Source organism: Paenibacillus sp. FSL W7-1279 (assembly GCF_037969845.1).
GTDB lineage: Bacteria > Bacillota > Bacilli > Paenibacillales > Paenibacillaceae > Paenibacillus_AQ.
In genome coordinates, this window is record NZ_CP150215.1 from 1,824,702 (window position 1) to 1,850,425 (window position 25,724).

Annotated in this window: 20 protein-coding genes, 2 tRNA genes and 1 other annotated feature; of the genes, 15 read left to right on the forward strand and 7 right to left on the reverse strand. The window is 50.2% G+C overall.

Annotation, left to right across the window (positions count from 1 at the left end; genetic code table 11):
* Positions 1-42 precede the first annotated feature (42 nt).
* Positions 43-1,887 (reverse strand): asparagine synthase (glutamine-hydrolyzing), encoded by a 1,845-nt coding sequence (gene asnB / locus MKY82_RS07745; protein WP_339295857.1) that lies wholly within the window; start codon positions 1,885-1,887, stop codon positions 43-45.
* Between the two features lie 162 nt (positions 1,888-2,049).
* On the opposite strand from asnB, the gene MKY82_RS07750 reads away from it, so the two are divergent.
* Positions 2,050-2,361 carry a hypothetical protein gene (locus MKY82_RS07750; RefSeq protein WP_194541454.1) on the forward strand — a complete coding sequence of 104 codons (312 nt, stop codon included), beginning with the start codon at positions 2,050-2,052 and terminating at the stop codon, positions 2,359-2,361.
* Between the two features lie 56 nt (positions 2,362-2,417).
* Complete coding sequence (locus tag MKY82_RS07755; RefSeq protein WP_194545084.1) at positions 2,418-2,783, forward strand: hypothetical protein; 366 nt, start codon at positions 2,418-2,420, stop codon at positions 2,781-2,783.
* Between the two features lie 104 nt (positions 2,784-2,887).
* On the opposite strand, the gene MKY82_RS07760 is transcribed toward MKY82_RS07755, so the two are convergent.
* Complete coding sequence (locus tag MKY82_RS07760; protein ID WP_194541455.1) at positions 2,888-3,913, reverse strand: aldo/keto reductase; 1,026 nt, start codon at positions 3,911-3,913, stop codon at positions 2,888-2,890.
* A gap of 112 nt (positions 3,914-4,025) precedes the next feature.
* Between MKY82_RS07760 and sigZ the strand changes: the two genes are divergently transcribed.
* Together sigZ and MKY82_RS07770 are read left to right on the forward strand one after the other, a co-directional pair.
* Positions 4,026-4,589 carry an RNA polymerase sigma factor SigZ gene (gene sigZ, locus MKY82_RS07765; protein WP_339295858.1) on the forward strand — a complete coding sequence of 188 codons (564 nt, stop codon included), beginning with the start codon at positions 4,026-4,028 and terminating at the stop codon, positions 4,587-4,589.
* Between the two features lie 326 nt (positions 4,590-4,915).
* The gene (locus MKY82_RS07770) at positions 4,916-6,397 is read left to right on the forward strand and encodes a copper amine oxidase N-terminal domain-containing protein (protein ID WP_339222482.1); all 1,482 of its coding nucleotides are present in this window, start codon (positions 4,916-4,918) and stop codon (positions 6,395-6,397) included.
* 91 nt (positions 6,398-6,488) lie between these two features.
* Here MKY82_RS07770 and MKY82_RS07775 read toward each other — a convergent pair whose 3' ends face one another.
* Positions 6,489-6,785, reverse strand: coding sequence for a DUF4870 domain-containing protein (locus MKY82_RS07775; RefSeq protein WP_194541457.1), 297 nt, complete (start codon positions 6,783-6,785; stop codon positions 6,489-6,491).
* A gap of 159 nt (positions 6,786-6,944) precedes the next feature.
* Between MKY82_RS07775 and MKY82_RS07780 the strand changes: the two genes are divergently transcribed.
* From MKY82_RS07780 to MKY82_RS07790, 3 genes are all read left to right on the forward strand, one after another.
* Positions 6,945-7,018 (forward strand) — tRNA-Arg (locus tag MKY82_RS07780).
* A 422-nt stretch (positions 7,019-7,440) separates the two neighbouring features.
* Positions 7,441-7,905 carry a GNAT family N-acetyltransferase gene (locus tag MKY82_RS07785; protein ID WP_339295859.1) on the forward strand — a complete coding sequence of 155 codons (465 nt, stop codon included), beginning with the start codon at positions 7,441-7,443 and terminating at the stop codon, positions 7,903-7,905.
* Between the two features lie 62 nt (positions 7,906-7,967).
* The gene (locus MKY82_RS07790; protein WP_220686167.1) at positions 7,968-8,408 is read left to right on the forward strand and encodes a hypothetical protein; all 441 of its coding nucleotides are present in this window, start codon (positions 7,968-7,970) and stop codon (positions 8,406-8,408) included.
* 88 nt (positions 8,409-8,496) lie between these two features.
* Here MKY82_RS07790 and argS read toward each other — a convergent pair whose 3' ends face one another.
* The 3 genes from argS to MKY82_RS07805 all read right to left on the reverse strand — a co-directional run bounded on the left by argS (position 8,497) and on the right by MKY82_RS07805 (position 12,042).
* On the reverse strand, positions 8,497-10,359 hold the full coding sequence (argS, locus tag MKY82_RS07795) for an arginine--tRNA ligase (RefSeq protein WP_339295860.1): 1,863 nt from the start codon (positions 10,357-10,359) through the stop codon (positions 8,497-8,499).
* A 63-nt stretch (positions 10,360-10,422) separates the two neighbouring features.
* Positions 10,423-10,647, reverse strand: a binding site (T-box leader).
* A 55-nt stretch (positions 10,648-10,702) separates the two neighbouring features.
* Positions 10,703-11,470 (reverse strand): methyltransferase domain-containing protein, encoded by a 768-nt coding sequence (locus MKY82_RS07800; RefSeq protein ID WP_339295861.1) that lies wholly within the window; start codon positions 11,468-11,470, stop codon positions 10,703-10,705.
* Positions 11,471-11,613: 143 nt separating this feature from the next.
* Complete coding sequence (locus MKY82_RS07805) at positions 11,614-12,042, reverse strand: EamA family transporter (protein ID WP_339295862.1); 429 nt, start codon at positions 12,040-12,042, stop codon at positions 11,614-11,616.
* 107 nt (positions 12,043-12,149) lie between these two features.
* Here MKY82_RS07805 and MKY82_RS07810 point away from each other — a divergent pair, with 107 nt between their 5' ends.
* The gene (locus MKY82_RS07810; RefSeq protein ID WP_339295863.1) at positions 12,150-12,620 is read left to right on the forward strand and encodes an acetyltransferase; all 471 of its coding nucleotides are present in this window, start codon (positions 12,150-12,152) and stop codon (positions 12,618-12,620) included.
* A 197-nt stretch (positions 12,621-12,817) separates the two neighbouring features.
* Positions 12,818-15,592 carry a DEAD/DEAH box helicase family protein gene (locus MKY82_RS07815; RefSeq protein WP_339296649.1) on the forward strand — a complete coding sequence of 925 codons (2,775 nt, stop codon included), beginning with the start codon at positions 12,818-12,820 and terminating at the stop codon, positions 15,590-15,592.
* A 1,700-nt stretch (positions 15,593-17,292) separates the two neighbouring features.
* On the opposite strand, the gene MKY82_RS07820 is transcribed toward MKY82_RS07815, so the two are convergent.
* A tRNA-Arg gene (locus MKY82_RS07820) sits at positions 17,293-17,366 on the reverse strand.
* Positions 17,367-17,726: 360 nt separating this feature from the next.
* Between MKY82_RS07820 and MKY82_RS07825 the strand changes: the two genes are divergently transcribed.
* The 6 genes from MKY82_RS07825 (at position 17,727) to lonB (ending at position 25,723) form a co-directional block, all read left to right on the forward strand.
* The gene (locus tag MKY82_RS07825; RefSeq protein ID WP_071223436.1) at positions 17,727-18,566 is read left to right on the forward strand and encodes a hypothetical protein; all 840 of its coding nucleotides are present in this window, start codon (positions 17,727-17,729) and stop codon (positions 18,564-18,566) included.
* A gap of 145 nt (positions 18,567-18,711) precedes the next feature.
* Positions 18,712-20,034, forward strand: a complete 1,323-nt coding sequence (gene tig / locus MKY82_RS07830) for a trigger factor (protein ID WP_194541465.1) — start codon at positions 18,712-18,714, stop codon at positions 20,032-20,034.
* 275 nt (positions 20,035-20,309) lie between these two features.
* Positions 20,310-20,900, forward strand: coding sequence for an ATP-dependent Clp endopeptidase proteolytic subunit ClpP (clpP, locus tag MKY82_RS07835; RefSeq protein ID WP_009590407.1), 591 nt, complete (start codon positions 20,310-20,312; stop codon positions 20,898-20,900).
* Positions 20,901-20,914: 14 nt separating this feature from the next.
* Positions 20,915-22,180, forward strand: a complete 1,266-nt coding sequence (gene clpX, locus MKY82_RS07840) for an ATP-dependent protease ATP-binding subunit ClpX (protein WP_071223434.1) — start codon at positions 20,915-20,917, stop codon at positions 22,178-22,180.
* A 114-nt stretch (positions 22,181-22,294) separates the two neighbouring features.
* Positions 22,295-23,404 carry a flavodoxin-dependent (E)-4-hydroxy-3-methylbut-2-enyl-diphosphate synthase gene (gene ispG, locus MKY82_RS07845; protein WP_071223433.1) on the forward strand — a complete coding sequence of 370 codons (1,110 nt, stop codon included), beginning with the start codon at positions 22,295-22,297 and terminating at the stop codon, positions 23,402-23,404.
* Positions 23,405-23,992: 588 nt separating this feature from the next.
* Positions 23,993-25,723 (forward strand): ATP-dependent protease LonB, encoded by a 1,731-nt coding sequence (gene lonB, locus MKY82_RS07850; protein WP_194541467.1) that lies wholly within the window; start codon positions 23,993-23,995, stop codon positions 25,721-25,723.
* The last annotated feature ends 1 nt before the right edge of the window (position 25,724 follow it).

Genomic DNA, 25,724 nt, shown 5'->3' on the forward strand with positions numbered 1-25,724 from the left:
TTGCGGGTATGGTTTCTTTAATTTTTCGTAAACAATAAGAACTTAACGTATGGATACGTTATACTCTTTGAGCCAGAAATGCACCTGGGCCAGGTAGGCAAACAGCTGCGGACCGGACATCAATTGACCGAACCAAGGGAGATTGGAGGAAGCATCCGGCGAAGAAGCCAATTCCCGGATCCGTGCCGTATTGATGAGCGGAAGCAGCGGCGAAGAAGGATCGTCCAGAATGGACAGCACCTGCGCTTTGACGGCTGCCAGATAGTTCGGATTGTGAGTTTTGGGATACGGGCTTTTTTTGCGGTACAGGACATCGTCGGGAAGCACACCTTCAAGAGCTTTGCGCAGAATGCCTTTTTCACGGTCGCCTGTCGTTTTGATGCTCCAAGGAATATTCCACACATAATCGATCAGGCGATGATCGGTATAGGGAACGCGGACCTCCAGCCCAACGCCCATGCTCATCCGGTCTTTGCGATCGAGGAGCGTTGGCATGAAGCGGGTGATATTGAGATAGGACATGACCCGCATTTTGGCCTGCTGCCCGGTCTCCCCGTCCAGCTTCGGCACTTCGGCTACCGCATCGGCATAACGGTCTCCGAGGTATTCCAGCGGTTTGATCCAGTCACGAATCTCGGCAGACAGCAGCCCGGCTCTCATATCCGGGGCGACAGACCATGGGAAAGTACCGGAATTCAGCATTTCTTCCCGGTGAAACCAAGGGTAACCGCCGAATATTTCATCAGCGGCTTCACCGGATATGGCGACGGTCGCGCCTTTTTTAATCTCACGGCAGAAGAGGAGAAGGGAGGCGTCCACGTCAGCCATGCCCGGGAGGTCCCGCTTCTGCGTGGAGACATCTAACGCTTCGACCAGTTCGGGCGTGTCGAATTCAATCCAATGGTGGTCCGTGCCCAGCTCCTCGTGCATCCGTTTGATCCATGGCGCATCCGCGCCCGGCTGGAAGGAATGGGATTTAAAATGTTTGTTGTTGTCCACATAATCGACGGAGTAGGTGTGCACTTGTCCTTGGCCCGTCCGTTTGTAGTAATCGACGGCGAGCGAGGAGAGCGCACTGGAATCAAGACCGCCGGATAACAGGGAGCAGACCGGTACATCGGATACCAGCTGACGTTCAACGGTGTCCCGCAGAAGATCGCGTAAGTAGCTTGCCGTCTGATCCGCATCATCCTCATGGGGCTTGCTTTCCAGCTTCCAGTAGGTATACTTGCGCAATCCTTCCCGGTTAAAGATCATCGCCATTCCAGGGCGAAGCTCTGCGATATCCTTGTAGACACCATGTCCCGGGGTTCGCGCCGGACCGATAATAAACACTTCCGCAAGCCCCTCGGCCCCGACCACAGGCTCCACCTTCGGGTGCTGAAGCAATGCTTTCGGTTCCGAGCCGAATACGAGCGTTCCGTCAATATAACTGTAGAACAGGGGCTTTACCCCCACCCGGTCTCGAGCCAAAAATACTTGTTCCCGCACACTGTCCCAAATCGCGAATGCAAATATGCCATTGAGGCGTTCCAGACAATCGGGACCCCATTCGATATAAGAGACTAACAAAACTTCCGTGTCGCATTTGGTATTGAAACGATGACCGCGTCGTACCAATTCGTCTTTAAGCTCCGCAGCATTATATAATTCCCCGTTATATACAATGGCATAGACTTCCTCTTCCCGATGAATGATCATCGGCTGGGCGCCATTTTCGGGGTCGATCACGCTGAGTCTTCGGTGACCGAATGCGCACGGGTTGGAAATCCAGGTGCCGGATCCGTCAGGTCCGCGGTGAGCCAAACTTTCTGTCATTTTTACCAGCAGCTGCGAATCCTGCGTCAAATCGCCGCTCCATTGTATAAAACCGGTTATTCCGCACATGACGGTTCATCCTCTCTTTGTCTTTGTCATACGCTGTCCCATCTTTTTAATCCTACGTCGCCAAAGTGATACAGATATATGCCGAAGGAAGGCATAAAATGTCTGTCCTTTTACGAAAACTAAGAAAGAGGACGAATATCAAAGAGAAGGAGAGATGCGTCCATGAATAAGTCGACCTACTACGTTTCCGTCCAGAGCCGCTCCGTGTTGACCGAACAGGGAGCGAGCGCTTATGAATGGGAGATCGAAGCAACGCCGGAAGAGGCGGACCAAGTTCGGATTGAGCTGGACATGATGCAGGAGAAGGAGGAGGAGGGGTTTCCAGGCTATGTATTCCCATGGCCGGATACGCCGGAGCAATCCTCCAATTCGTTGTTTCAATATTCCTTGGACAAGGTGTATCGAACCATTTATCAATTAGGCACACCGGCCACGCGCCAGCAAATGGAAGAGCTGCGATTGCTCTCCGACTGACTGAAAACTATACGGATCGTGCAGTCCCTGCACATCGCGATGAAGGAGAATGTATGATGTATGCAATTAAAGATGCAAAAATCCGCCGGATTACGGAAGTGAATGGCGCTCCTTGCGCTGAGGTTGAGGTCTATCCCGCAGCGGAAGGAGAAAGTGCATTGCTGGCTTATCTGACGCCGTCCTCCCCGCTGGGAGGTTATGAGCTGGTGAAAATCGTCCGCAGCGACGCCAGCATGGAGGTGGATTGGTACGACAACAGCATGCATGATGCATTTGTCGATGCCACGGATGAAGCGTTCGAGAGCACCGTTCAATCCACCGCGGAGGAAGATCGGGATGCATTCAAGCAGCAGCTGCTTTCTACAGGCCAGCTATATGAGCAGCTGAACCAGCGGCTCAGCGAAGGGTCTCAATATTTTTAGAGATATAAAAAAGAAAGAAGAGATCTGTCCGATGCTCATCGGCAGATCTCTTTTTGTATGTGTAAGGGCAATGCCGCCATACCAGCATTCCCCATCTAAAAAACTCAGTTCTGCCCATGCTTTCGAATGATATCCTCGTCCAGTTCCATAAAAGGCCATCCCGGATATTCAGCAGGCAGACGGCTTACTTCATCCAGTCGAGAAAGTTCGGTTTCATTCAGAATCAACCCGCTCGCTCCCAAATTATCTTGCAGTTGGTCAGTACGTTTAGCTCCTACGATAACTGTGGTGACCGCTTGTTGATGAAGGAGCCACGCAAGCGCAATTTGGGCGACAGTTGCCTCATGAGCTTGCGCGATATCTTGAAGCACATCAAGAATCGGGTACACCCGCTCCGTATCAATCGGCGGAAAAGCCAATTTGGCATGGCGGTCCTCGGAGCCTCCCCGATGTTCACGCGTATATTTTCCGGTCAAGAACCCGCCTGCTAACGGGCTCCAGACGATCAAACCCATATGCTGATCCTTTAGGGCAGGGATAATCTCTCTTTCGATATCCCTTGCGGCGAGTGAATAATACGATTGGCTGCTTTTGAATGCATGAAGACCGTGCATAGTGGAGATGCCGCGCGTTTTCATGATTTCCCAACCGGTCATATTGGAGTTGCCAATGTACCGGACTTTTCCGCTTCGGACAAGGTCATCCAGTGCACGGAGTGTTTCCTCCCAATCGGTTAATTGATCCGGGTTATGAATTTGATATAGATCGATATAATCGGTGTTAAGGCGTTTAAGGCTTTCTTCCACCTGACGAATGATATGCAGCCGCGACAGTCCAATATCATTGGGGCCCGGCCCCGTGCGCGCACGAACCTTCGTAGCAATCAGCGCTTGATGTCGCTTGGATTTCAGTGTTTTACCAAGAATCTCTTCAGAGCGGCCTTCGGCGTAGGCATTGGCTGTATCAAAGAAATTGACACCCGCATCCAAGGCCTGATCTACAAGATATCCTGCTTCCTTATCATCCAGCGTGCCGAACATTCCCCACTTCGCTCCTCCGCCAAACGTCATCGTGCCGAGCCCGATCTCTGATACCAGCACACCTGTATTACCGAGTAAATTGTATTTCATCTCTTTCCAGCCTCCTATGATTTGGTTTACACTAAGGGAGACGCTGGTCTGTTGGAATGGACGCAAAAATCAATCGAATTATTTTTGGAAAATGCCGGGGGTGAGCTTTCAGATGGATGCAGTCGCCATTTGGACGGAGTACCATGAGCCTGTTAAAAGGTTTGTCATGACTAGGATTCGTGAGCGCGCTGATGTGGATGATATTGTACAGAATGTATTTATGAAGGTCCACACCCATATCTCAGATTTAAAGGATGAGGAGAAACGGGGCTCCTGGATATTTCAAATAACTCGCAACAGCATCGTGGATCATTACAGGAAGACTCGTTCAGGTGAAGAGCTGCCGGAACAGCTGTCTGTTGTCGATGAATATGCAGAGATTGATTATGATCAGGAAGTGATTGCCTGTTTTCAGTCCGTGCTGCCATGCTTGCCGGATAAATATCGGGAAGCTCTTGAATTGACCGAATATAGAGGGATGTCGCAAAAGGAATTAAGCGAGCATTTGGGGATATCCTACTCCGGCGCTAAATCAAGAGTACAGCGCGGAAGAGAAATGATGAAAGAGCTGCTGATGGGCTGTTGTCATATCGAATCGGATGCATACGGGAACATCGTGGATTTTCGGATCGTGTACGATGAGCCGCAGCCGGTAAGAAAAAAGACCAAAAAATAAAGCTTGGTGCGTTCACCAAGCTTTTTATTATTATGTATCACAATGGGAATCACCCCGAAGCGTATATGTTCTTTCCAGTGGCTATAACAATGATGATATTCCTATATAGGACAATGGATTTTTACGTAGTTCTGCAAAAGATGTCGATAAAAGATAGGATTCTTGTCGATTCCGATTCCGCTTCAGTAGGGAGTATGGACCACGCGGGACTCTTGATTATGAAAGAGATGCAAATAGGGCTTTTCCTCTATATGATTACTGAAGAATCCTCCCTATAATGCTGGATTAGCGTCACTTCTAACATATTAGACAAGGGGAGATTGAAATTGGGTAGATGGAATAAACATATGGTTAAGCTGTGGGGAGCGGGAATCCTGGCATTGTCGATTACATTGGGCTCCGTCCAAGTGCCGGTATACGCGGATACCGTACAGAGCGTCACGGTTCTTGAGTCCACGCATGAGCTGGTGAACGGCAAGATGCGCGTGACGGCGGATATTCGCAACGGAGGAACCGGTGCGGAAGCGGGATTCTATGTCGTGGGTTATGATGAAAACGGCAAAGCGCTTGAGGTTGTCGGTGATTCCGAATATATGATGAGTGATGAAATCGGTACATATGAGGTGGATCTGGATAGCGGCAGCAGCGTTAAGCGGGTGGAAGTCATTCCTGCAGGACCCGCCGGCGATCAAGCACAGCTGCTGGCTTCAGGTTACTATACGAATAACGGCGTGATTAACGTGTCGGGTGTCGTGCAGAATTCAACGGTCGGGCACAACGTGGGCATGCTCGCGGTAGGTTATGATGCTTCTGGTAAAGCGGTTGAAGTGACATCGGCGGACAGCTACTTTGGCGGCAGTGATGTCGGTACGTTCATCGTACAGCTGAAGGCAGCCAAACTGATCAAAAGCGTAAAGGTATCCGTTATCGATCCGGTTGAAGATGCCGTGAAGCTGCTTCAAACGGGCAGCCGCCTGGAGAACGGAAAGCTTGTCGTGACCGGCTCGATTCAGAACCGGAATAAAGGCGGGCAAGCGGGAGTCATTGTTGTCGGCAGCAACGGCAGCGGCAAGGTTTTGGAAGTCAATACAACCTCGGGCTACCTTTCATCTAACGAAATCGCGACTTTCCAGGCTGAGCTGGAAGCTGGCAAAGCGGTCAGCGATCTCAAGGTGTTCCTGACGGGAAACAGTCAGGCTCCAAAAATCATAGCCGAGGGCAGAACGACGATCAACAATAAGCTCGTCGTTACGATCGGGGTGGAGAACGGGGATGTGTCCCAACGAATTACCGTGAAATCAACGGCATATGATGCAAAGGGACGCTCTTTGGGGACGGATACGGATTCCATGTTCATGACGGCCAATGAAACGACGACCCTGCGCATTGATTACGATACACGCGTAAAAAGCGTAAAGCTTAAATATTATGATCAGTCCGGCAAACAAATCGGAGAAGCGCCGATTCGCATCAAAATCAACGGTCAGCTCCAATCCTATGCACAGTCACCGGTCATGGTAGGGGGAAGCGTTCTTGTCCCAATGCGCCCGATCTTCGAATCCCTCGACGCCTCGGTCAAATGGGATCAAAAGACGCAAAGCGTATCTTCCAGTAAAGGATCTACCCAGATCAAGCTGAAGATGGGCTCCAAGCAAGCGGTCGTTAACGGAAAAAATGTAGTACTGGATTCGGCGCCGAGGATGGTAAAAGGCACCACGATGGTGCCGCTGCGTTTCGTTGCATCCGCGCTGGGCTGTGAAGTGAAGTGGGACGGAAATGAAAAAATGGTGCTGATTACAACGAAATAACACGAGAAGGACCATGCGGTTAAACGCATGGCACAACCAAATAACATAAGAAGGACCATGCAATTAAGCGCATGGTCCTTTTTAAATATGATCAGTAAGCGTACTCCCTCAGCACTTGAATGCCCATGATCACATTATAAACAAAAGCCCCGAAGTAGATGATGCCGAACAGGATCAGGTATCCAATGACGGAACCGAAGGACCCTGCGGTTACGGCCATGTAGATTAAAGGGATCGCAGCGATAATGGGGAACAGGTGCGAGAATAAGGCGCGACGGGCGTGCTTGGCTACATAGGCGTCCGGGGAAAAAATCCAAACGATGACAGGAAGGATGAAGGGGGCAAAGAAGATGCTGAAATACGATAAAGAGGATAAAAGCTGTCTCATGATATCACGCTCCTGAAGTCATTTTCATGATATTCATATTACCCAGTAAGCCCGCTCCTGATTCTGTTCCGAACCATTCTGAAAAAAAGTTCTTTGAAAAATACGAAAGATGCGATATAATATACTTCGTTACTGTTTAAAAGATTTTCATACATATTTGTCCCAGTAGCTCAGCTGGATAGAGCAACGGCCTTCTAAGCCGTCGGTCAGGGGTTCGAATCCCTTCTGGGACGTAAAAAGAAGACACCGTCAAACGACGGTGTCTTTTTATGTCCCGTGAGGATGAGAACCCCAAAAAAGGGGTTCGCCGGAGGATAAGCTTCGTTAGGATTACATCGCAGTCGGCCTGGAAGGCCGTACCCCGACTGGGACGAGAATGTCCCGTGAGGATGAGAACCCCAAAAAAGGGGTTCGCCGGAGGATAAGCTTCGTTAGGATTACATCGCAGTCGGCCTGGAAGGTCGTACCCCGACTGGGACGAAAATGTCCCGTGAGGATGAGAACCCCTAAAAGGGGTTACGCCTGCGCATAAGCTTCGTTAGGATTACATCGCAGTCGGCCTAGGAGGCCGTACCCCGACGGGGACGAGTACGTCCCGTGAGGGTGATGAATCCCCAATCCATAATACGACTAGAAACGTGGAGGTATATGATAGATGAATAAAATCACTATGACTTTGGTAAGAGAGACCGACAAGGATCTTCAGGAGCTCATCGCGAAGCTGGACGATTATTTATCAACGTTATACCCGGCGGAAGGAATATTCGGGCTGGATCTGACTGACCCCAAGGTAAAAGAAACCCTCTTCGTGTTCGCCTACCAGGAGGGCCGACCTGTCGGCTGTGGAGCTGTACGGCCGCTGGATGAAGAGGTGGTTGAGATCAAGCGGTTATTCGTGGATATTCCATACCGGAACAGAGAAATAGCCTCTCGGATTCTGCTCTATCTGGAAGAGCATGCGAAGAATCGGGGTTATCGTTTTTCGCGCCTGGAAACAGGCGAGCCGCAGGAGGAATCCGTTCATTTTTATAAGAAGCTGGGGTATGCCCAGATTGAACCGTTCGGTGAATATATCTTGAGCGAATATAGCTTATGTTTTGAGAAGTGTCTGACATCCTAGCGGTTTCGTCTTATAATAGAAGAAAAAAGTATTTTACGATACATATTGAGGAGGCGTCGAGCATGCAGCTTACGAAAATCTCACAGAATACCGCCATTTTATTGGAGCATGCCAAAAAATCGGGGCTAACTACCTCCGATCTGCTGGAGGCTGTGCGCTCGGGTGAGGTCGAGAGATTCCAAGTCGCGAACAATGGTCATTTTCACTATGAGGAATTGTTCTCTTATGCAAAAGAACATGGGGAAGATTTAGAGAAGGCCGTTAGCGAGGGGTACAAAATGACGTTTAATACCCGCAACGGGTTGAAGATCTGGCTGGAGGAAGCCTTCCACATCAGTTCAGAATCCGATTTTAGTGTAGGTGAAGGCATTATTGAGGGGCTGAAGCTCCAGGAGGAGCAGGTCGCTCGCTTGAAGGAAGCGCTGGCCGTCAACTGGACCCTGCAGGAAGAGCCTGCAGCAGATGCCGTCCAGATCAGATTGACCGTCAGAGGATTGCAATAATATATGATAGCCACCGTACGTATTCAACATGAATCGTACGGTGGCTCTTTTAGTACAGCGTCATTCGCTAATCTCTTTAGAGGGAGATTTACATCCGGCTTGGCGTGGGCAGTCCCAGTACATCCAGTGCTTCTCCAAGAGTGTTTTTAAATAAGGAAGTGAGCCATACACGGAACCGGAGCACTTCATCCGCCGATTTCAGAATTGGGCATGCCGAGTAAAAATTGTTGAACAAGGAGCACAGCTCATAAGTAAAGTTGCAGATGGCGCTTGGAGATAGATCCCGGCCGGCGGCATACAGGGTATCGTGCCAGGTGCTGATATGGCGAAGGAGCGCATGCTCCGCTTTTTCCATGGCAGGGAACCGGGCAGGCACTGACGGCGAAACACCCGCTTCTTGCGCTTTATTGAGCACGCTGAGTGCACGCGCGTAGGAATAGAGCAGGTATACCCCCGTATTTCCCGATATTTCAGTGGCCTGCTTCAGATCGAAGACCACTTCGGTTTGCAGTGCAAAACGAAGCAGATAGTAACGGATGGAGGCGGCTGCGATCGTATGACTGGACAAACCGTTTTTATCGGAACGGGTGTCTTCGATGACCTTGGCTACTTGATGGATAAGCTCGGTGATTTTAATTCCGATCCCCTGACGTCCGGACATCGCGTAGGATGCTTTCCCGTCGGAAGTATCGATGCCGAGATCCGAAGCGGCAGAAGGGCTTAACGAAACGACGCCGTAGCTGACATGACGGAGCTTGTCGGCCTCTTTATGGAATCCCAGGCTTTCCAGCGCCTGCTTCACCATCGCCTGCGGGTACTGCTGCCTGTAATCAATGACGTTGATGACCATGTCTGCTTTGCCGAAAGAGAGCTGCTCGCCATGAGTGCTCGTCGTCCAAACTTCGTTTGTGAATTTTTTATATACAAAATCGTTGGAGAGCACACCGTATTTCCACAGGTGATAGGCGATGTCTTTAGCGGTGTAAGTCAGGATGCCATTGGAGCGCACGAGCACTTTATCCATGCTGTGGTCTGACTCCGGATCGTCCACGGCTTCCGTTCCTATTTGCTTGAGCACCCAGCAGCCTGCAAGTTTGCCCTCCGTTTCCTGATGGAAGAGCGGCGTGTTCTTCAACAGCTCGAAAGCGGACGCCCAGAACCCCTCTCTGACAATGCTGCTCTCCCACACAAGCAGATCATAGTCAATGCCGAACTGCTTCATTTCTTCAAGATGCTCTTTGACAATTCTCTCGGCAACGAGCAGTCCGATCCAGGACAGATTCTGGTTACCCTCTTCCAGTGCGTGCAGAACCTCGGTCCGATGCTGAACCAGCCCGGGCTCCCTTTCGTAGGCCTTATTGGTACTTGAATACACGTCCCAGCAGTAATCGCCGAACCGGGCTTGTTCCTTTGACAGCGGCGTGTGGAGCATCCCGACCACTGTATCTGCCAGCTGATTGCCAAGGTCGTCGATATAATTATGAACCTCCACCTCGTAACCAAGCTTCCTCATCAGCCTGACCAGCGTATCGCCGATACAGGAGTTTCTTAGATGGCCGATATGGGCGGATTTATTCGGATTGATGGAAGTATGCTCAATGACAATCTTCTCGTTCGTTGCCGGGGGCAATTCAAAGTGATGACCAGCCCAATATTCCCAATCGATACGCAGATTCATAAAACCTGGTGCAACAATCTCCGTGGCATAGACTAGCTGTTTATAAGTCGTATCCTGCTCAAGCTCGGCTTGAATCAGCTCGGCAATATGCAGCGGAGCTTTACGAAGCAGCTTCGCAAGCTGCATCGCAATGTTGGTGGCATAGTCCCCATGCTCCATGCTGGCAGGCTGCTCAATCCGGATTGGAGTAGAATCGGGCAGTTGGACGCCCATATCTTCACACACCTGGTTTACAGCTTGTTGAAGGCTCGAAGTAATCAAATGACTTAACACGTTAAATCCCCCTTTGAAAAATAAACAAAACACGTCAGAAAAATCAAAAAAGCCCTCATCTCCTAAAGAGACGAGGACTTGTGCTCGCGGTACCACTCTTGTTGTTAAACCACAGAGGGTTTAACCACCTTGATACGATAACGGTGTAAGCCGGGGCTTCCTACGATATTTCATTTCGGAAGACCATCTCCTGGGTCCGTTTCACCGCCGACATTGTACCGGTTTCCACCCTCCCGGCTCGCTTGGACTAAAGTCAAGTGCAGTTACTCTCCCAATCAACGAAAATCACATGTTCAAGTTTTTCATATTATTAACCATTCTATTTAGAAAATCAACCCTAAAATTATGAAACTTTCTCTGCAAAGACTCGCAGGCGCTTGTAATCTGCATAAAATGCATCCTCACGCCAGAGCGTCGCCCGGGCAGCTTGGCTGATACGGGCAATGGCTTCGTCCTTCTCTTCAGCCGAGAATCCAGCAAAGAAACGATCGCCAAAATGCAGCAGCCAATACTTCACGCCATCCTTGCCCTCAGGCAGCTTCGTGGGACGGTCGAAGTGATGGGCGATACGCACCCGGAACCCATGGGATTCAAGCAAGGTCGTATATTGGCCCAAGCTGGGAAAATACCACGGATTTCGGGTGTCGGCATCCATTCCATAATGGTCGGCGAACACCGTTTTCAAAGCTTGGTAAATTCCGTCGATGTTCCCCTTGCCTCCAAACTCCGCTACGAATCGGCCACCGGGCTTGAGTGCGCCATAGACGGAGCGTACCACACCATCAGCATCCTTCATCCAATGCAGGGCGGCATTGGAGAAGATGGCATCATACGGCGATTCGGTGTCGAAGTTCTCGCCGTCTCCGGCCAGAAATGTAAGGCCGGGATATTTGCTTTTGGCGCGCTCAATCATCTCGGCCGAATCATCCATGCCGGTTACATGTGCACCCGAAGCAGATATTTCATTTGCCAAATCGCCGGTTCCGCAGCCGAGATCAAGAATCCGCTCTCCGGGTTGAGGTGTAAGAAGCTCTACTACGCCTTTTCCATAAGCCGAGACAAACGATAACTGCCGATCATAATCGTGCGCTTTCCATACTTGCTCTGACATAACAACAACTCCCTCACCCATGAATTATCCTCATTGTGACATGTTTATCTTATAATTAGAAATATATAAATGTGATTATATTGATAGGTTTTAACAATAAATGAACGAACAAAAAGCCGCTGAGCAGCGGTTTTATGTAGAACTTATTTAACGGCAACCAGAAGAACGCCAACGGCAATGAGTGCAACGCCGGCTGCGTTAATCCAGGATATCTTTTCTCCAAGAAACACAAAGGCCAGAATGACCGCGATGACAACGCTCAATTTATCGATAGGTCCTACCTGCGATACTTTGCCGTATTTTAGTGCAAGAAAATAAAACAGCCAGGACAATGCCCCCGCAATGCCGCTGAGCACAATGAAGCTTAATGCTTTCTTCTGAACCAGAATGTCACCGAGTTCCGAGAATTTGCCCTGAACCCCCACGACTCCCAGCAGAAACAGGGCCATAATGACAGAGCGGATGGCCGTTGCCGAATTGGCATCGATGTTTTGCAGGCCTATTTTTCCGAAAATGGCGACAAGAGCCGCCGTGACCGCCGACAGCAATGCATATAAAAGCCATAACGGCATGTTGTTCTCTCCTTCCTGACAAAGATAAAGTCTCTGATTAATGTACCGAATTCCACTATAATAGTATAGAGCAATTTACACGTTATCATGAATATCGATGAGATCGAATGATTTGGAAGGGACTGGATGAAGTGGTGTTACATATAGCGCCTTATACAGAAGAGTATCATGATCGGCTGGTGGAAATATGGCTTCGTGCCGTATCCCAAACGCATGATTTCCTGACGGAGGAGGATATCCGGTTTTATTATGAGATGATGCAAAACGGAGCGCTGAGAGCCGTAGAGATCTGGGTTTGCTTGAATACCGAACAGGGGGAACCGATTGGATTTATGGGGCTGGATGGCGCCAAAATCGAAATGCTGTTTGTGGATCCCCTCCATCACGGCCAAGGCACGGGAACGAAGCTGATCCGGCATGCCGAACAGCTCAAGGGGCGGAGGCTGCAAGTCGATGTGAATGAACAGAACCCCATGGCCCATGCTTTTTATAAAAGATACGGCTTCGTGCAAATCGGTCGCTCCGAGCTGGACGGCTCCGGAAAGCCGTTTCCGCTTATTCATATGGAATTACAGTAGGTCATGGATCACTTTTTTAGACTATCGAATATATAAGTTTTCAGCGCAGCTGAACCCAATCGATAATGCAAGAAAAACATCCTTTACACGCGATCTGTCTTCTGTGAACGTACGTCGATGGACGTTTTTCTTATACACACCGAAGAAGAAAGAGGTGCATCTAAACTGGAGGAATTCATGAAGTTTTTCCGAGTAATCTGTCGTTTCGTTATCCGTGGCGCTCCTATCAAAAAAGGGTCCTTCACGGGCTGGAGCATCATCTGAAGAATCGGCATCTGCATTTGGTGGCGCCGCCGGGTTCGGGGAAGACCGTTCTTGGACTGGAAATCATGCTGCGCATTAACCGGCCGACAATCATCCTGGCCCCCACACTCACCATCAAGCAGCAATGGGCGAGCCGATTCGTGGAATTATTCCTAGACGATCAAGAACAGCCCGAATGGATCTCCACCTCGCTCAAGCGACCGGCATTGGTAACGATTACGACCTATCAAGCCCTTCATAGCCTGCTTAGTACTGCTGGGGAGCAAACCTCTGTGAGGAAGAAAGGTGCGGCGGAGATAGAGCATGCGCATCAGGTTGAAGATGAGAACTACAGGGATCCCGAAATGGCCATGGAAGCTTCTGAGGCGGAGGTGATGGATAGCGCTAGCGAGGATGATATCACGAACGGTACCGAGGCTCAAGAAACTTTGGAATTGTTGAAGCGACAGGGCTATCATACAGTCATTTTTGACGAGGCGCATCATCTCCGGATGTCTTGGTGGCAAAGTGCTATGCAGCTGTGCGAAATGCTGGGCCAGCCGACGAAGATTGCCCTTACTGCCACACCGCCATATGATGTTAATCCAAGGGAATGGCAGCGGTATATCGAGCTTTGCGGTCCCATCGACGAAGAGATTAGCGTCCCGGAGTTGGTCCGTCATGGTGAGCTGTGCCCGCATCAGGATTACATAAGTTTGACCACGCCTACTCAAGAGGAGGCAGCTAAACTCCGGGAGTTTCGGCTGCAGGCAACCCAGGTTAAGGGCGAGCTGATCCGGGATAAGTTCCTGGCGGATTTGATTGTCAATCATCCTTGGATTACGCAATCCGAAACGTATACCGAAGAAATATTATCCTCGCCCGAGTATTACTCCAGTATGGTGCTTTATCTGCGTGCCGCCAATCAGCCCATCTGGAAGGAGGCGGTGAAGCTGCTCGGAATGAAGGAGAAGGAAACGCCCGATTTTTCGGAAGAGTGGTTGGAGGAACTCCTTAGCGGCATGCTGTATAAAGATCCGCATATGGATCGTGAGCTGCCGGAGTTAAAGGGTTTACAAAAGAGGCTCAGCCGAATGGGCATGATTGAACGCCGGAGGGTTTATATGCGTTCTACCCCGGCATTTGACAAAATGCTGGTCCAGAGCGTTTCGAAATTGCACGGCATCGGCCGTATTCTTGATTTCGAGCGTTCCGTGCTGGGGGAGAACTTGCGGATGGTGATTTTGACCGATTATATCCGTAAGGAGGACCTGCCGAAGGATGCAGCTGACGAGAAGCCGCTTCATCGGCTCGGCGTTGTCCCCATTTTCGAGTTAATCAGAAGGCAGCTGGCTGAGAAAAACAGCTCGCAGAGCGAGCATGAGCTGCCTATCGGAATTCTGACCGGCTCCTTTGTTGTGCTGCCGGCAAAGGCTCTGCCTTTAGCCAGGGTTTGTGCCGGTCGGCGAGATATTCACTTATCGGAGCGCCCGCTTGCTCACGACAGCCGCTATGTAACGATTGATGTTCGTGATGCGAATCGCTCGGCTATCGTCGCAATCATAACGGAAGTGTTTTCGGAGGGAGAAATCCGGGTGCTGGTTGGTACGGCGGCTCTTCTGGGTGAGGGGTGGGATGCCCCCGGAATCAATTCCTTGGTCATGGCATCATATGTCGGTTCGTTCATGCTGTCCAATCAGATGAGAGGGCGGGCGATTCGGGCGCAGCGCGGGAATCCCGATAAGACCGGAGCGATCTGGCATCTGGCCTGCATAGATACAGCCAAGAGCGACGGCGGCGAAGATTTGGGCTCGCTGGCCCGAAGATTTCGATCTCTCGTAGGTTTATCGATCTCGCACCAGACCATAGAGTCGGGCTTGGAGCGCATGGGTCTTGATCTTCGGAAAAGGCAAACCGCAGACAGCATTAACGCTTATAACCGCGACACATTGGAGCGTGCGAAGCAGCGGCATCTTCTGAAGGGGCGTTGGGATTCGGCGATTGCCCTTCACAGCTCCATGACGGAAGAACTGACGGCGGATCGAGAGAGCATCCCTAGGCCTGTCGTGTTTTCTCATACGGTGAAAGCCGTACTCCTATTCGCCGTTGGTCTGGGATTGGGCGCCTTCAGCGAGACGTTAACGTCTCCGCGTTTGTTCCAATCGGACGCGCCGGCCTGGTTCAATATACTAATCCCGGTTGCCTTTGCCTTACTCGTATCAAGCCCATGGGTATATAAAGCCATCAAAATGCTGGCGCGGCATCAGTCGCTGGAGCGAAGTATCCGTGAGGTTGGTCTCGTCGTTTATACGGCCCTGTTCGATATGAAGCTGGTCGAATCTGGGCCAAGCATTCACCGATTGAAAGCGGAGGAAGTGGGAGGAACCGTCACGTGTTGGCTTAGGGACGGAACCACTCAGGAAAAAACACTCTTTTTGGATTCGCTGCAGCAGGTGCTGGACCCGATCAATAACCCGCGTTATCTTCTATACCGTGAATCGCGAAGCTGGTTTATGAAGAAACGGGATTACCATGCCGTGCCGGAGGAAATCGGTCGCCGCAAAGAACACGCGGAACGGTTTGCCCAGCTGTGGCGCAAGCATATCGGCCCTGCCGAACTGGTCTATACTCGCACGCCCGAAGGAAGGAAAATACTTCTGACCGCGCGAGCGAGAGCGTTGTCTTCCATTTTCGTGAAGAAATCGGAGCGGGTCAGTGCTTGGCGATAGGCAGGACTGTTTGCAGAAGCTTATTGAGCAAGTGGCGGGTATGCGTTGCTTTAACGGACTCAGGGGCCGTTATTTGCGGGGAAAACGCTCTTACAGGTTCTGTAACGGACCTGAAGTCCGTTATTTAGGAAAAATGAGGGTAATTTGCCTATGAAAAAGCTAAATAGCGGATGTGGAGTCCCTTAAATTCTAAATTGGGCCGTTTTTTCTGAAATAGCGAACCTATGGTCCGATAGAGTTTGTGTTCTGTGTGGGATGTTTTGGAATCGACTATGGGGTTCATCCCCCTTCTGGAATGCAAGAAAGCCGCGACTATAAAAAGTGGCGGCTCCATCTTTTACGTCCCAGAAGGGATGCGGCCCTTCGGGCCGACTGCGAGGTAATCCTCCCGAAGCATAGGCTCCGACGAACCCCCTTGTGGGGTTCTCATCCTCGCGAACGCAAAAACACCGCCCTTAAGAGGCGGTGTCTTTTTACCTCCCAGAAGGGATGCGGCCCTTCGGGCCGACTGCGAAGTAATCCTCCCGAAGCATAGGCTCCGACGAACCCCCTTGTGGGGTTCTCATCCTCGCGAACGCAAAAACACCGCCCTTAAGAGGCGGTGTCTTTTTACCTCCCAGAAGGGATGCGGCCCTTCGGGCCGACTGCGAAGTAATCCTCCCGAAGCATAGGCTCCGACGAACCCCCTTGTGGGGTTCTCATCCTCGCGAACGCAAAAACACCGCCCTTAAGAGGCGGTGTCTTTTTACCTCCCAGAAGGGATGCGGCCCTTCGGGCCGACTGCGAAGTAATCATCCGAAGCATAGGCTCCGACGAACCCCCTTGTGGGGTTCTCATCCTCGCGAACGCAAAAACACCGCCATAAGACGGTGTCTTCTTTTACGTCCCAGAAGGGATGCGGCCCTTCGGGCCGACTGCGAGGTAATCCTCCCGAAGCATAGGCTCCGACGAATCCCCTTGTGGGGTTCTCATCCTCGCGAACGCAAAAACACCGCCCTTAAGAGGCGGTTGTTTTTTTACGTCCCAGAAGGGATGCGGCCCTTCGGGCCGACTGCGAAGTAATCCTCCCGAAGCGTAGGCTTCGTCGAACCCCTACCAGGGGTTCTCCTCCTCACGGACACAAAAAACACCGCCATAAGACGGTGTCTTCTTTTACGTCCCAGAAGGGATGCGGCCCTTCGGGCCGACTGCGAAGCTATCCTCCCGAAGCATAGGCTCCGACGAACCCCCTTGTGGGGTTCTCATCCTCGCGAACGCAAAAACACCGCCCTTAAGAGGCGGTGTCTTTTTACGTCCCAGAAGGGATGCGGCCCTTCGGGCCGACTGCGAAGTAATCCTCCCGAAGCATAGGCTCCGACGAACCCCCTTGTGGGGTTCTCATCCTCGCGAACGCAAAAACACCGCCCTTAAGAGGCGGTTGTTTTTTTACGTCCCAGAAGGGATGCGGCCCTTTGGGCCGACTGCGAAGTAATCCTCCCGAAGCGTAGGCTTCGTCGAACCCCTACCAGGGGTTCTCCTCCTCACGGACACAAAAAACACCGCCATAAGACGGTGTCTTATTTTACGTCCCAGAAGGGATGCGGCCCTTTGGGCCGACTGCGAAGCTATCCTCCCGAAGCGTAGGCTTCGACGAACCCCTACCAGGGGTTCTCCTCCTCACGGACATAAAAAACACCGTCATATGACGGTGTCTTATTTTACGTCCCAGAAGGGATTCGAACCCCTGACCGACGGCTTAGAAGGCCGTTGCTCTATCCAGCTGAGCTACTGGGACATAGAAATTTTTCAAGCAAAAAATATATTATCACATACGTCGGAAAAATTCAATCATTATTTTAAGTTGCAAAGATTATTGGTTCTGTAAGATTATGAGTGCAGCATATCGGGTTATATTGATAAAATATACGCTGGGATATATAAAAACAGTCGTCAACTTGTTGCCGGATGCGGCAACGCACGAGGGAAGATTGCCTTTTTTTAACTTGGCATTACATATGCTATAATCAACGAATACGAAAAACAGGACTAGAAAGGAGGTGTCCTTATCAAGGACTCTTACTCCCAAGAACAAGAGGACAAGAACATCATCCTGTTTCCGAAGACGCTGGACTATTACCAGATTCAGCTTACGGTTATGCTCGAGAATGAACGTTACGGTGAAGCGATGGAGGTTCTGCGCTTTCTGCTGAAATGCGGCGGACAGAATGAACGGCATTACGAAGAGTGGAATTCGCTCCTCGACTGGCTTGAAGCTGCATTTCCGGAACAGGCTGTACCCCGTTCAGTTAACGAAGCAGAGCCCGAGGAGGATGACCCGGACGAAGCGGACATGGCGAGGCAGATGGTTAGGGATAAAGTTGCCCAGGATGCCGGATATGCCGACAAGCTGCTGGCTTCGGTCATGAACGGACCGTTGACGGAGCAGACCATTTTGGCGCTGGAACAGCTTGCATACTTGGACCGTCCGGAGATCGACGCTATTTTGGTCGAGTGGCTGCATGATACGCCGCTTCATCCGCTGCTGCAATTTCGGGTGCTGCAAACGCTGCGGAGAAGAGGGATGGAAGGGCATGTGAGCCTTCATCGCGGGCAGGAAGCCGTCGAGATTGAGATCGATACGGTTCCCCTGGACCCGGGAGGTTTCCCGGATGCCATTACGAGAATTTTGGAGCGCGTTGCCGATCAGACTGAGGTTCATGAACCGACACTGTTTTATTTTGCGCAGGAATTATGGTCTCAGTTCATCATGGCGATTTACGGCACCGAAGATTACCATTCCATGCTGGATGAAGAAGAATCCACGCTTGATATATGGGCGGCTGCTCTGCATGACATTGTGTCGGAGAGTCTGAAAGGGTTTCGCAATGAGGAGGAAATCCGCCCGCTCTACGGCATAACGGACACCATGAGGTTCCGCTATGAGGGAGCCTATCGATCTCTCAAGCAATTTGTCGCAGCTGGCGTGGAAGATTAGCCAGAGTTGGAAAACGTTTACGGTATCGTAGCATAAGGGTTCGCCCTTGAAAAAGAATTTAATGTTGTTTATACTATAGTGGTTATTCGGTACGTGATACATTATTGCGTCGACCACGTGAATTATTTTGGAGGGGAAAGCATAAATGAAAGCAACTTGGGAAAAAATAGAGAAGAACCTTGGCGTTCTTGACGTTGAGGTTGATGCGGAGCGCGTTGCATCCGCCCTCGACAAAGCTTTTAATAAAGTAGCTAAAAAAGCAAATGTACCTGGATTCCGTAAAGGTAAAGTACCTCGCTCGATCTTTGAAGCTCGCTTTGGCGTTGAGAGCTTGTACCAGGATGCAATCGACATCCTTCTTCCGGAAGTATACAGCGAAGCTGTAGAACAAGCGGATATCTTCCCTGTGGATCGTCCGGAAGTGGACATCGAGCAATTCGCTAAAGGCGAAACTTTCAAATTCAAAGCAAGAGTAACTGTGAAACCAGAAGTTAAACTTGGCGAATACAAAGGTATCGAAGTTGCTGCAGTAGCTGCTGAAGTTTCCGACGAGGAACTGAGCGAAGAGCTTGAGCGTCTGCAACAACGTCATGCTGAGCTTACCGTTATTGACGAAGGTGCTTCCCAGTCTGGCGATATCGTTGTGATCGACTTTGACGGTTCCGTTGACGGCGTTCCTTTCGAAGGCGGACAAGCTGAGCGTTATTCCCTTGAGCTTGGAAGCAACACGTTCATTCCAGGCTTTGAAGACCAAGTGATCGGAATGGCTACTGGTGACTTCAAAGACGTGGAAGTGACATTCCCTGAAACTTACCATGCTGAAGAATTGGCTAACAAACAAGCCGTCTTCAAAGTGAAAGTTCACGAAATCAAACGCAAGCAGCTTCCTGAGCTGGATGATGAATTCGCTAAAGACGTAAGTGAATTCGATACGCTTGACGAGTACAAGGAAGATCTGAAGAAACAATTGCTGACTCGCAAAGAGCAAGAAGCACAAGGCGTTCGTGAGAACGAAGCCGTTGAAAAAGCAGCAGCTAACGCTGAAGTTGAAATTCCTGATGCTATGATTCAATCCGAAGTTCAAAACATGATGCGCGATTTCGACAACCGTCTTCGCCAGCAAGGCATGAACCTGGAAATGTTCCTTAGCTTCTCCGGCCAAACGAATGCCGATCTGGAAGGTCAAATGAAGGACGATGCTGAAAAACGCGTTCGCAACAACCTCGTGCTCGAGCAAATCGCAAAAGAAGAAAATCTCGAAGTATCCGAAGAGGAAATCAACAAAGAGCTGGAGAACATGGCTGACACGTACAAACGTCCTGCTGATGAAATCCGCAGCATCCTGGGTGCTAACGGTTCCCTTGACAGCCTTCGTGAAGAACTGCTTCTTCGCAAAACAATCGACTTCTTGTTGGAAAACAGCGTAGAAGGCGCTCCTGTTGAGAAAAAAGAAGCAACTGAAGAATAATAAATAGGCAGCTGCGATAAGCTGCCCTCACATTAGATAAGGCACGTACATTTCATGCGTGCCTTATTTTTAACTAAGAATAGCCAATTTACTACTAATTGTGACATGAATTGGTTATTAATTTCGACATACATAATGAGACAAGTTGGCAGGATATAATTCTTGGCAAGTTCATAGAATGTAAGCAGGGTTAAAAAATGACATCGTGCTTTGAACATGTTAGAATAACTTTTGTAACGCTGTAGTATATTTTTCAAGGAAAAGAGGTTGGTCGCATGAGTCTTGTACCTATGGTTGTGGAACAAACCAGTCGAGGCGAAAGATCTTACGATATCTACTCAAGATTACTGAAGGATCGCATAATATTCCTCAGCAGTGCGATCGATGACGATGTTGCCAATCTTGTCATTGCCCAGCTTCTGTTTCTAGCTGCGGAAGATCCGGAAAAAGACATCTCTTTGTACATCAATTCCCCTGGCGGTTCGGTTACAGCCGGGATGGGTATATATGATACGATGCAGTTGATCAAGCCTGATGTGTCCACGATTTGCGTTGGCATGGCTGCCAGCATGGGATCACTGTTGCTTACTGCAGGAGCGCCAGGCAAACGCTACGCTCTCGAGAACAGTGAAGTGATGATTCATCAGCCGCTCGGCGGTATTCAAGGTCAGGCATCCGATATCCAAATCCATGCAGATTGGATCATCAAGACCAGACAGAAGCTGAATCAAATCTATGTGGAGCGCACGGGTCAGCCCCTTGAAAAAATCGAACGCGATACAGACCGCGACTTTTTCATGAGCGCGGAGGAAGCGAAGGCGTACGGTATTATTGATGATGTTCTGTCTTCACCGACCAAATCTTAAGGGGTGGTAATAGCATGTTTAAATTTAACGATGACAAAGGGCAGCTGAAATGCTCCTTCTGCGGTAAATCGCAGGAGCAGGTCCGCAAGCTGGTTGCGGGGCCCGGTGTTTATATATGTGACGAGTGCATTGACTTGTGTTCAGAGATCGTTGAGGAAGAACTCGGCCATGAGGAAGAAGTGGATCTGAAGGATATTCCGAAACCGCGCGACATTCGTGACATTCTGGATCAATATGTAATCGGTCAGGATCAAGCGAAGAAATCTCTTTCCGTTGCTGTTTATAACCACTATAAACGGATCAACACCCAGAGCAAGATTGAGGACGTAGAATTGCAAAAGAGTAATATTTTGCTGCTCGGACCTACAGGTTCCGGTAAAACATTGCTCGCGCAAACCATGGCCAAAATTCTCAACGTGCCGTTTGCTATTGCAGATGCAACTTCACTGACCGAAGCTGGTTATGTGGGTGAGGATGTTGAGAACATTCTGCTGAAGCTGATTCAAGCAGCGGATTATGATGTGGAAAAAGCGGAACGCGGCATTATCTATATTGATGAGATCGATAAAGTGGCTCGTAAATCGGAGAATCCGTCCATTACCCGTGACGTTTCCGGTGAAGGGGTTCAGCAGGCGCTGCTGAAAATTCTTGAGGGAACCGTTGCTTCCGTGCCTCCGCAAGGTGGACGCAAGCATCCGCATCAGGAATTCATTCAGATCGATACAACGAACATCCTGTTCATTTGCGGCGGAGCATTTGACGGATTGGAACAGTACATTAAACGCCGGATCGGTAAAAAGGTTATCGGCTTTAATGCATCCGGAGAAAACCAGAAGGATCTTAAGCCAGGTGAATACCTGACGATGGTTCTGCCGGAAGATCTGCTGAAATTCGGCTTGATTCCGGAGTTCGTTGGTCGTCTGCCAGTTGTGTCTACACTCGAACCGCTGGATGAGGCAACATTGGTACGAATTCTGTCCGAGCCGAAAAACGCGCTGACGAAGCAGTATCAAAAGCTGCTTGAATTTGACAACGTAAACCTCAAATTTGAGCCAGGCGCGCTAGAAGCGATTGCCCGCGAAGCCATTAAGCGCAATACCGGTGCACGCGGACTGCGTTCCATCATTGAAGGCATCATGCTGGACGTGATGTACGAAGTGCCGTCCAGAGATGACATTAAGGATTGCGTCATTACGGAGCAGGTCGTTCGGGATAAAGTGATTCCTGAACTGCAAGCCAAAAGTAACGATGACGACAAGAAACAAGAAGAAAGCGCCTAATTTGCTTTAGCGCATTAGACGTGGAATAAATCTACGCTGATTCTCCACTTCCAGTTATACCCAGTCGGGTTTTGCTGGGGTGGAGCTTTGGCGTTATATGGGAGAGATCGTACCATGTTTTTGAGACAAGACACACGGCCCGTCAAGGTGGGTAATCTCACCATTGGGGGAAAGAACGAAGTCATTATTCAAAGCATGTGCACCACCAAAACAGCAGATGTGGAGGCGACCGTTGCCGAGATACTCCGTCTGGAAGAAGCGGGATGTCAGATCGTTCGGGTAACGGTGAACAATGAGGAAGCAGCTGCGGCCATTAAGGAAATCAAGAAACGCATTCATATTCCGCTTGTGGCGGATATTCATTTTAACTACAAGCTTGCCCTGATGGCGATCGAGAACGGTATCGATAAAGTCCGGATCAATCCGGGAAACATCGGTAAGCGTGAAAAGGTCGAAGCTGTCGTGAAAGCATGCAAAGAGAAGGGAATTCCGATTCGGATCGGGGTTAACGCCGGTTCCTTGGAGAATCATCTCCTTGAAAAATACGGGTACCCGACACCGGAAGCCATGGTGGAAAGCGCCCTGTATCATATCGGGATCCTTGAAGAACTGGATTTCCATGATATCATCGTTTCGCTTAAAGCTTCTGATGTACCGATGGCGATTGCAGCTTACACGAAGGCAGCGGAAGTAATACCATACCCGCTTCACTTGGGCATTACCGAAGCAGGCACCCTGTTCTCGGGTACCGTCAAGAGTGCCGCCGGGCTTGGCGCGCTGTTGTCTCTTGGAATCGGCAGCACGATGCGTATATCCTTGAGTGCCGATCCGGTGGAAGAGATCAAGGTGGGCAGGGAGCTGCTAAAATCCTTCGGTCTGATCTCGGATGCGGCAACCTTGGTATCATGCCCGACCTGCGGACGGCTGGATATCGATTTGTTCTCCATTGCCAATGAGGTCGAGGAGTACATCTCGAAGATCAAAGTGCCAATCAAGGTTTCCGTTCTGGGCTGTGCCGTAAACGGTCCCGGAGAGGCTAGGGAAGCCGACATCGGGATTGCGGGAGCACGTGGGGAAGGTCTTCTCTTCCGTTACGGAGAGATGATCCGTAAGGTGCCGGAAGAGACCATGGTTGAAGAGCTTAAGAAAGAAATCGATCATATCGTGAAGGTGTACGAGGAAACGGGCGAAATCCCGGGCCGCAAGCACAAATCCACGGTCTAAGCTGGATAACTAAGTTTCCGTATAGGTAGTTTCAATCTCTAATATAAAAACGGCAATCTCTGGACCACAAGAGATTGCCGTTTTGTTGTTTTTAAGAGTTTAAGGGGGGCGGGGCATTTCTGACACGCTAAGACGTGCAGGCGACCGTTTCAATGTATTTTACATTAACTATATCTTGCCCTTTATTGAGCTTCTTTGTTATGAAGCTCAGCTCCACCCACTCCCCCACCCTCATGATTTAGAAGGATGCCTGACGCCGCACCAGCGGAGCGGACGAATCGATTCCGGAGAAACGAAGTGGTCGGCTAAAAGTTTTCCACCGGAAAACTCGCATCGAAAGCATAAGCTGTTTCCGAATTTCTACATTGATACTCGTCATTCATGAAATTCGGAAACAACAGCGATCGGAGGAACGATACGTACGCGGAGCGTCCCATTGGAGCATCTCACTTAAGTGTCTTACTTAAGCATCTCCATCCACTTTTTGATACTTTTCCGCCTCCAGCGTTTTACCATCCGAGGAATCGGCAATACTACCATGTATTAACGTTTGGATGAAGACATAATGGAGTACAGGAGGAATGACTTGTGAATTTAAGTATCGTGATTATGCTGGTGCAGCTGTTTTTTGCGGTCATCATCGGCATTTATTTTTGGAATTTATTGCGCGGGCAGAAGACAAGCAAAACAGCGGTGGATCGGGAATCGCGCAAGGAGCTCGATAAACTCCGCAAACTCCGGTCGATATCGCTAACGAAACCGCTCGCTGAGAAAACAAGGCCGCAAACGATGGATGACATCGTGGGTCAAAAGGACGGCTTGCGCGCCTTAAAGGCCGCCTTATGCAGCGCAAATCCCCAGCATGTGATTGTATATGGACCGCCGGGAGTCGGGAAGACGGCCGCGGCCCGCGTGGTGATGGAGGAAGCCAAGAAGAATCCGCAATCTCCGTTTAAATATGACGCGAAATTCACAGAGATTGATGCCACGACGGCCCGCTTCGATGAACGCGGGATTGCCGACCCGCTCATCGGGTCTGTTCATGATCCGATCTATCAAGGTGCCGGAGCCATGGGGGTTGCAGGCATTCCTCAACCCAAGCCGGGAGCGGTGACCAAAGCCCATGGCGGGATCCTGTTTATTGATGAAATTGGGGAATTGCATCCGATTCAGATGAATAAGCTTTTAAAAGTGCTGGAGGACCGCAAGGTACTGCTCGAAAGTGCATATTATAATTCTGAGGATGCCAATACACCTGCCTATATACACGATATCTTTCAAAATGGCCTTCCGGCGGACTTCCGTTTGGTGGGTGCTACGACACGTTCGCCCGAAGAGATTGCTCCTGCGCTTCGTTCACGCTGCATGGAGATTTTTTTCCGTCCGCTTTTGCCCGAAGAGATTGGGAGGATTGCAGAGGATGCCATTCAGAAAATTGGTTTGAATGCTGCGCCGGAAGCGGTTGAAGTTGTGAAGCAGTACTGCTCTAACGGGCGGGAAGCGGTCAATATGATTCAATTGGCTGCCGGTCTTGCATTGACCGAGAAACGAGATTCGCTGCGGGCAGCGGATGTGGAATGGGTGGCCAGCAGCAGCCAGCTTCAGCCTAGGCCCGACCGGAAAATACCGGAGAAGCCTCAGATCGGCGTAGTCAACGGATTGGCTGTATATGGCCCGAATATGGGGGCACTGCTTGAAATTGAAGTATCTGCGGTACCTGTCGAGAAGGGCCGGGGTACCTACAATATCACCGGGGTTGTGGATGAAGAGGAATTTGGCGGAGGTTCACGCAAGCTGCGCCGCAAGAGTATGGCCAAAGGCTCGATCGAGAATGTCCTAACCGTGCTCGGTTCGATGGGCTTTACGCCGAAAAACTATGACCTGCATATCAATTTCCCTGGAGGAACGCCGATTGACGGCCCTTCCGCGGGTATTGCGATGGCTACTGCGATCGTATCAGCCATGAAAGGGATTGAAGTTGATAACAAAGTCGCCATGACCGGCGAGATGAGCATTCATGGAAAAGTAAAACCGATAGGCGGGGTCATCGCTAAAGTGGAGGCGGCATTCCAAGCAGGCGCGACCCGCGTGATCATCCCTAAAGACAACTGGCAGACGCTGTTCCAGGATTTGAGCGGCGGTTTGCGGGTAATTCCGGTCGAATCGGTGGATGAAGTGTTCGGCCATATTTTTGGCGGAACGTTCGCTCCCGAGGTTGTTCAGCTCCCCGCAAACGAGGGATTTCCATCCTCTTCCGCTTCATTGCTGCAGGCGACGCCTCCGCGCAACGGTAAAATAACGGACGCCGGAGGATGTTAAG

What these genes read in the sequence shown, in the direction of transcription:
- MKY82_RS07760 (WP_194541455.1), bottom strand. Translation starts at nt 3,913, where the DNA reads ATGAAATACAATTTACTCGGTAATACAGGTGTGCTGGTATCAGAGATC.
- MKY82_RS07785 (WP_339295859.1), top strand. Translation starts at nt 7,441, where the DNA reads ATGAATAAAATCACTATGACTTTGGTAAGAGAGACCGACAAGGATCTT.
- MKY82_RS07790 (WP_220686167.1), top strand. Translation starts at nt 7,968, where the DNA reads ATGCAGCTTACGAAAATCTCACAGAATACCGCCATTTTATTGGAGCAT.
- MKY82_RS07805 (WP_339295862.1), bottom strand. Translation starts at nt 12,042, where the DNA reads ATGCCGTTATGGCTTTTATATGCATTGCTGTCGGCGGTCACGGCGGCT.
- clpX (WP_071223434.1), top strand. Translation starts at nt 20,915, where the DNA reads ATGTTTAAATTTAACGATGACAAAGGGCAGCTGAAATGCTCCTTCTGC.
- sigZ (WP_339295858.1), top strand. Translation starts at nt 4,026, where the DNA reads ATGGATGCAGTCGCCATTTGGACGGAGTACCATGAGCCTGTTAAAAGG.
- ispG (WP_071223433.1), top strand. Translation starts at nt 22,295, where the DNA reads ATGTTTTTGAGACAAGACACACGGCCCGTCAAGGTGGGTAATCTCACC.
- asnB (WP_339295857.1), bottom strand. Translation starts at nt 1,887, where the DNA reads ATGTGCGGAATAACCGGTTTTATACAATGGAGCGGCGATTTGACGCAG.
- MKY82_RS07800 (WP_339295861.1), bottom strand. Translation starts at nt 11,470, where the DNA reads ATGTCAGAGCAAGTATGGAAAGCGCACGATTATGATCGGCAGTTATCG.
- MKY82_RS07750 (WP_194541454.1), top strand. Translation starts at nt 2,050, where the DNA reads ATGAATAAGTCGACCTACTACGTTTCCGTCCAGAGCCGCTCCGTGTTG.
- MKY82_RS07755 (WP_194545084.1), top strand. Translation starts at nt 2,418, where the DNA reads ATGTATGCAATTAAAGATGCAAAAATCCGCCGGATTACGGAAGTGAAT.
- MKY82_RS07775 (WP_194541457.1), bottom strand. Translation starts at nt 6,785, where the DNA reads ATGAGACAGCTTTTATCCTCTTTATCGTATTTCAGCATCTTCTTTGCC.
- tig (WP_194541465.1), top strand. Translation starts at nt 18,712, where the DNA reads ATGAAAGCAACTTGGGAAAAAATAGAGAAGAACCTTGGCGTTCTTGAC.
- MKY82_RS07825 (WP_071223436.1), top strand. Translation starts at nt 17,727, where the DNA reads ATGCTCGAGAATGAACGTTACGGTGAAGCGATGGAGGTTCTGCGCTTT.
- MKY82_RS07810 (WP_339295863.1), top strand. Translation starts at nt 12,150, where the DNA reads ATGATTTGGAAGGGACTGGATGAAGTGGTGTTACATATAGCGCCTTAT.
- clpP (WP_009590407.1), top strand. Translation starts at nt 20,310, where the DNA reads ATGAGTCTTGTACCTATGGTTGTGGAACAAACCAGTCGAGGCGAAAGA.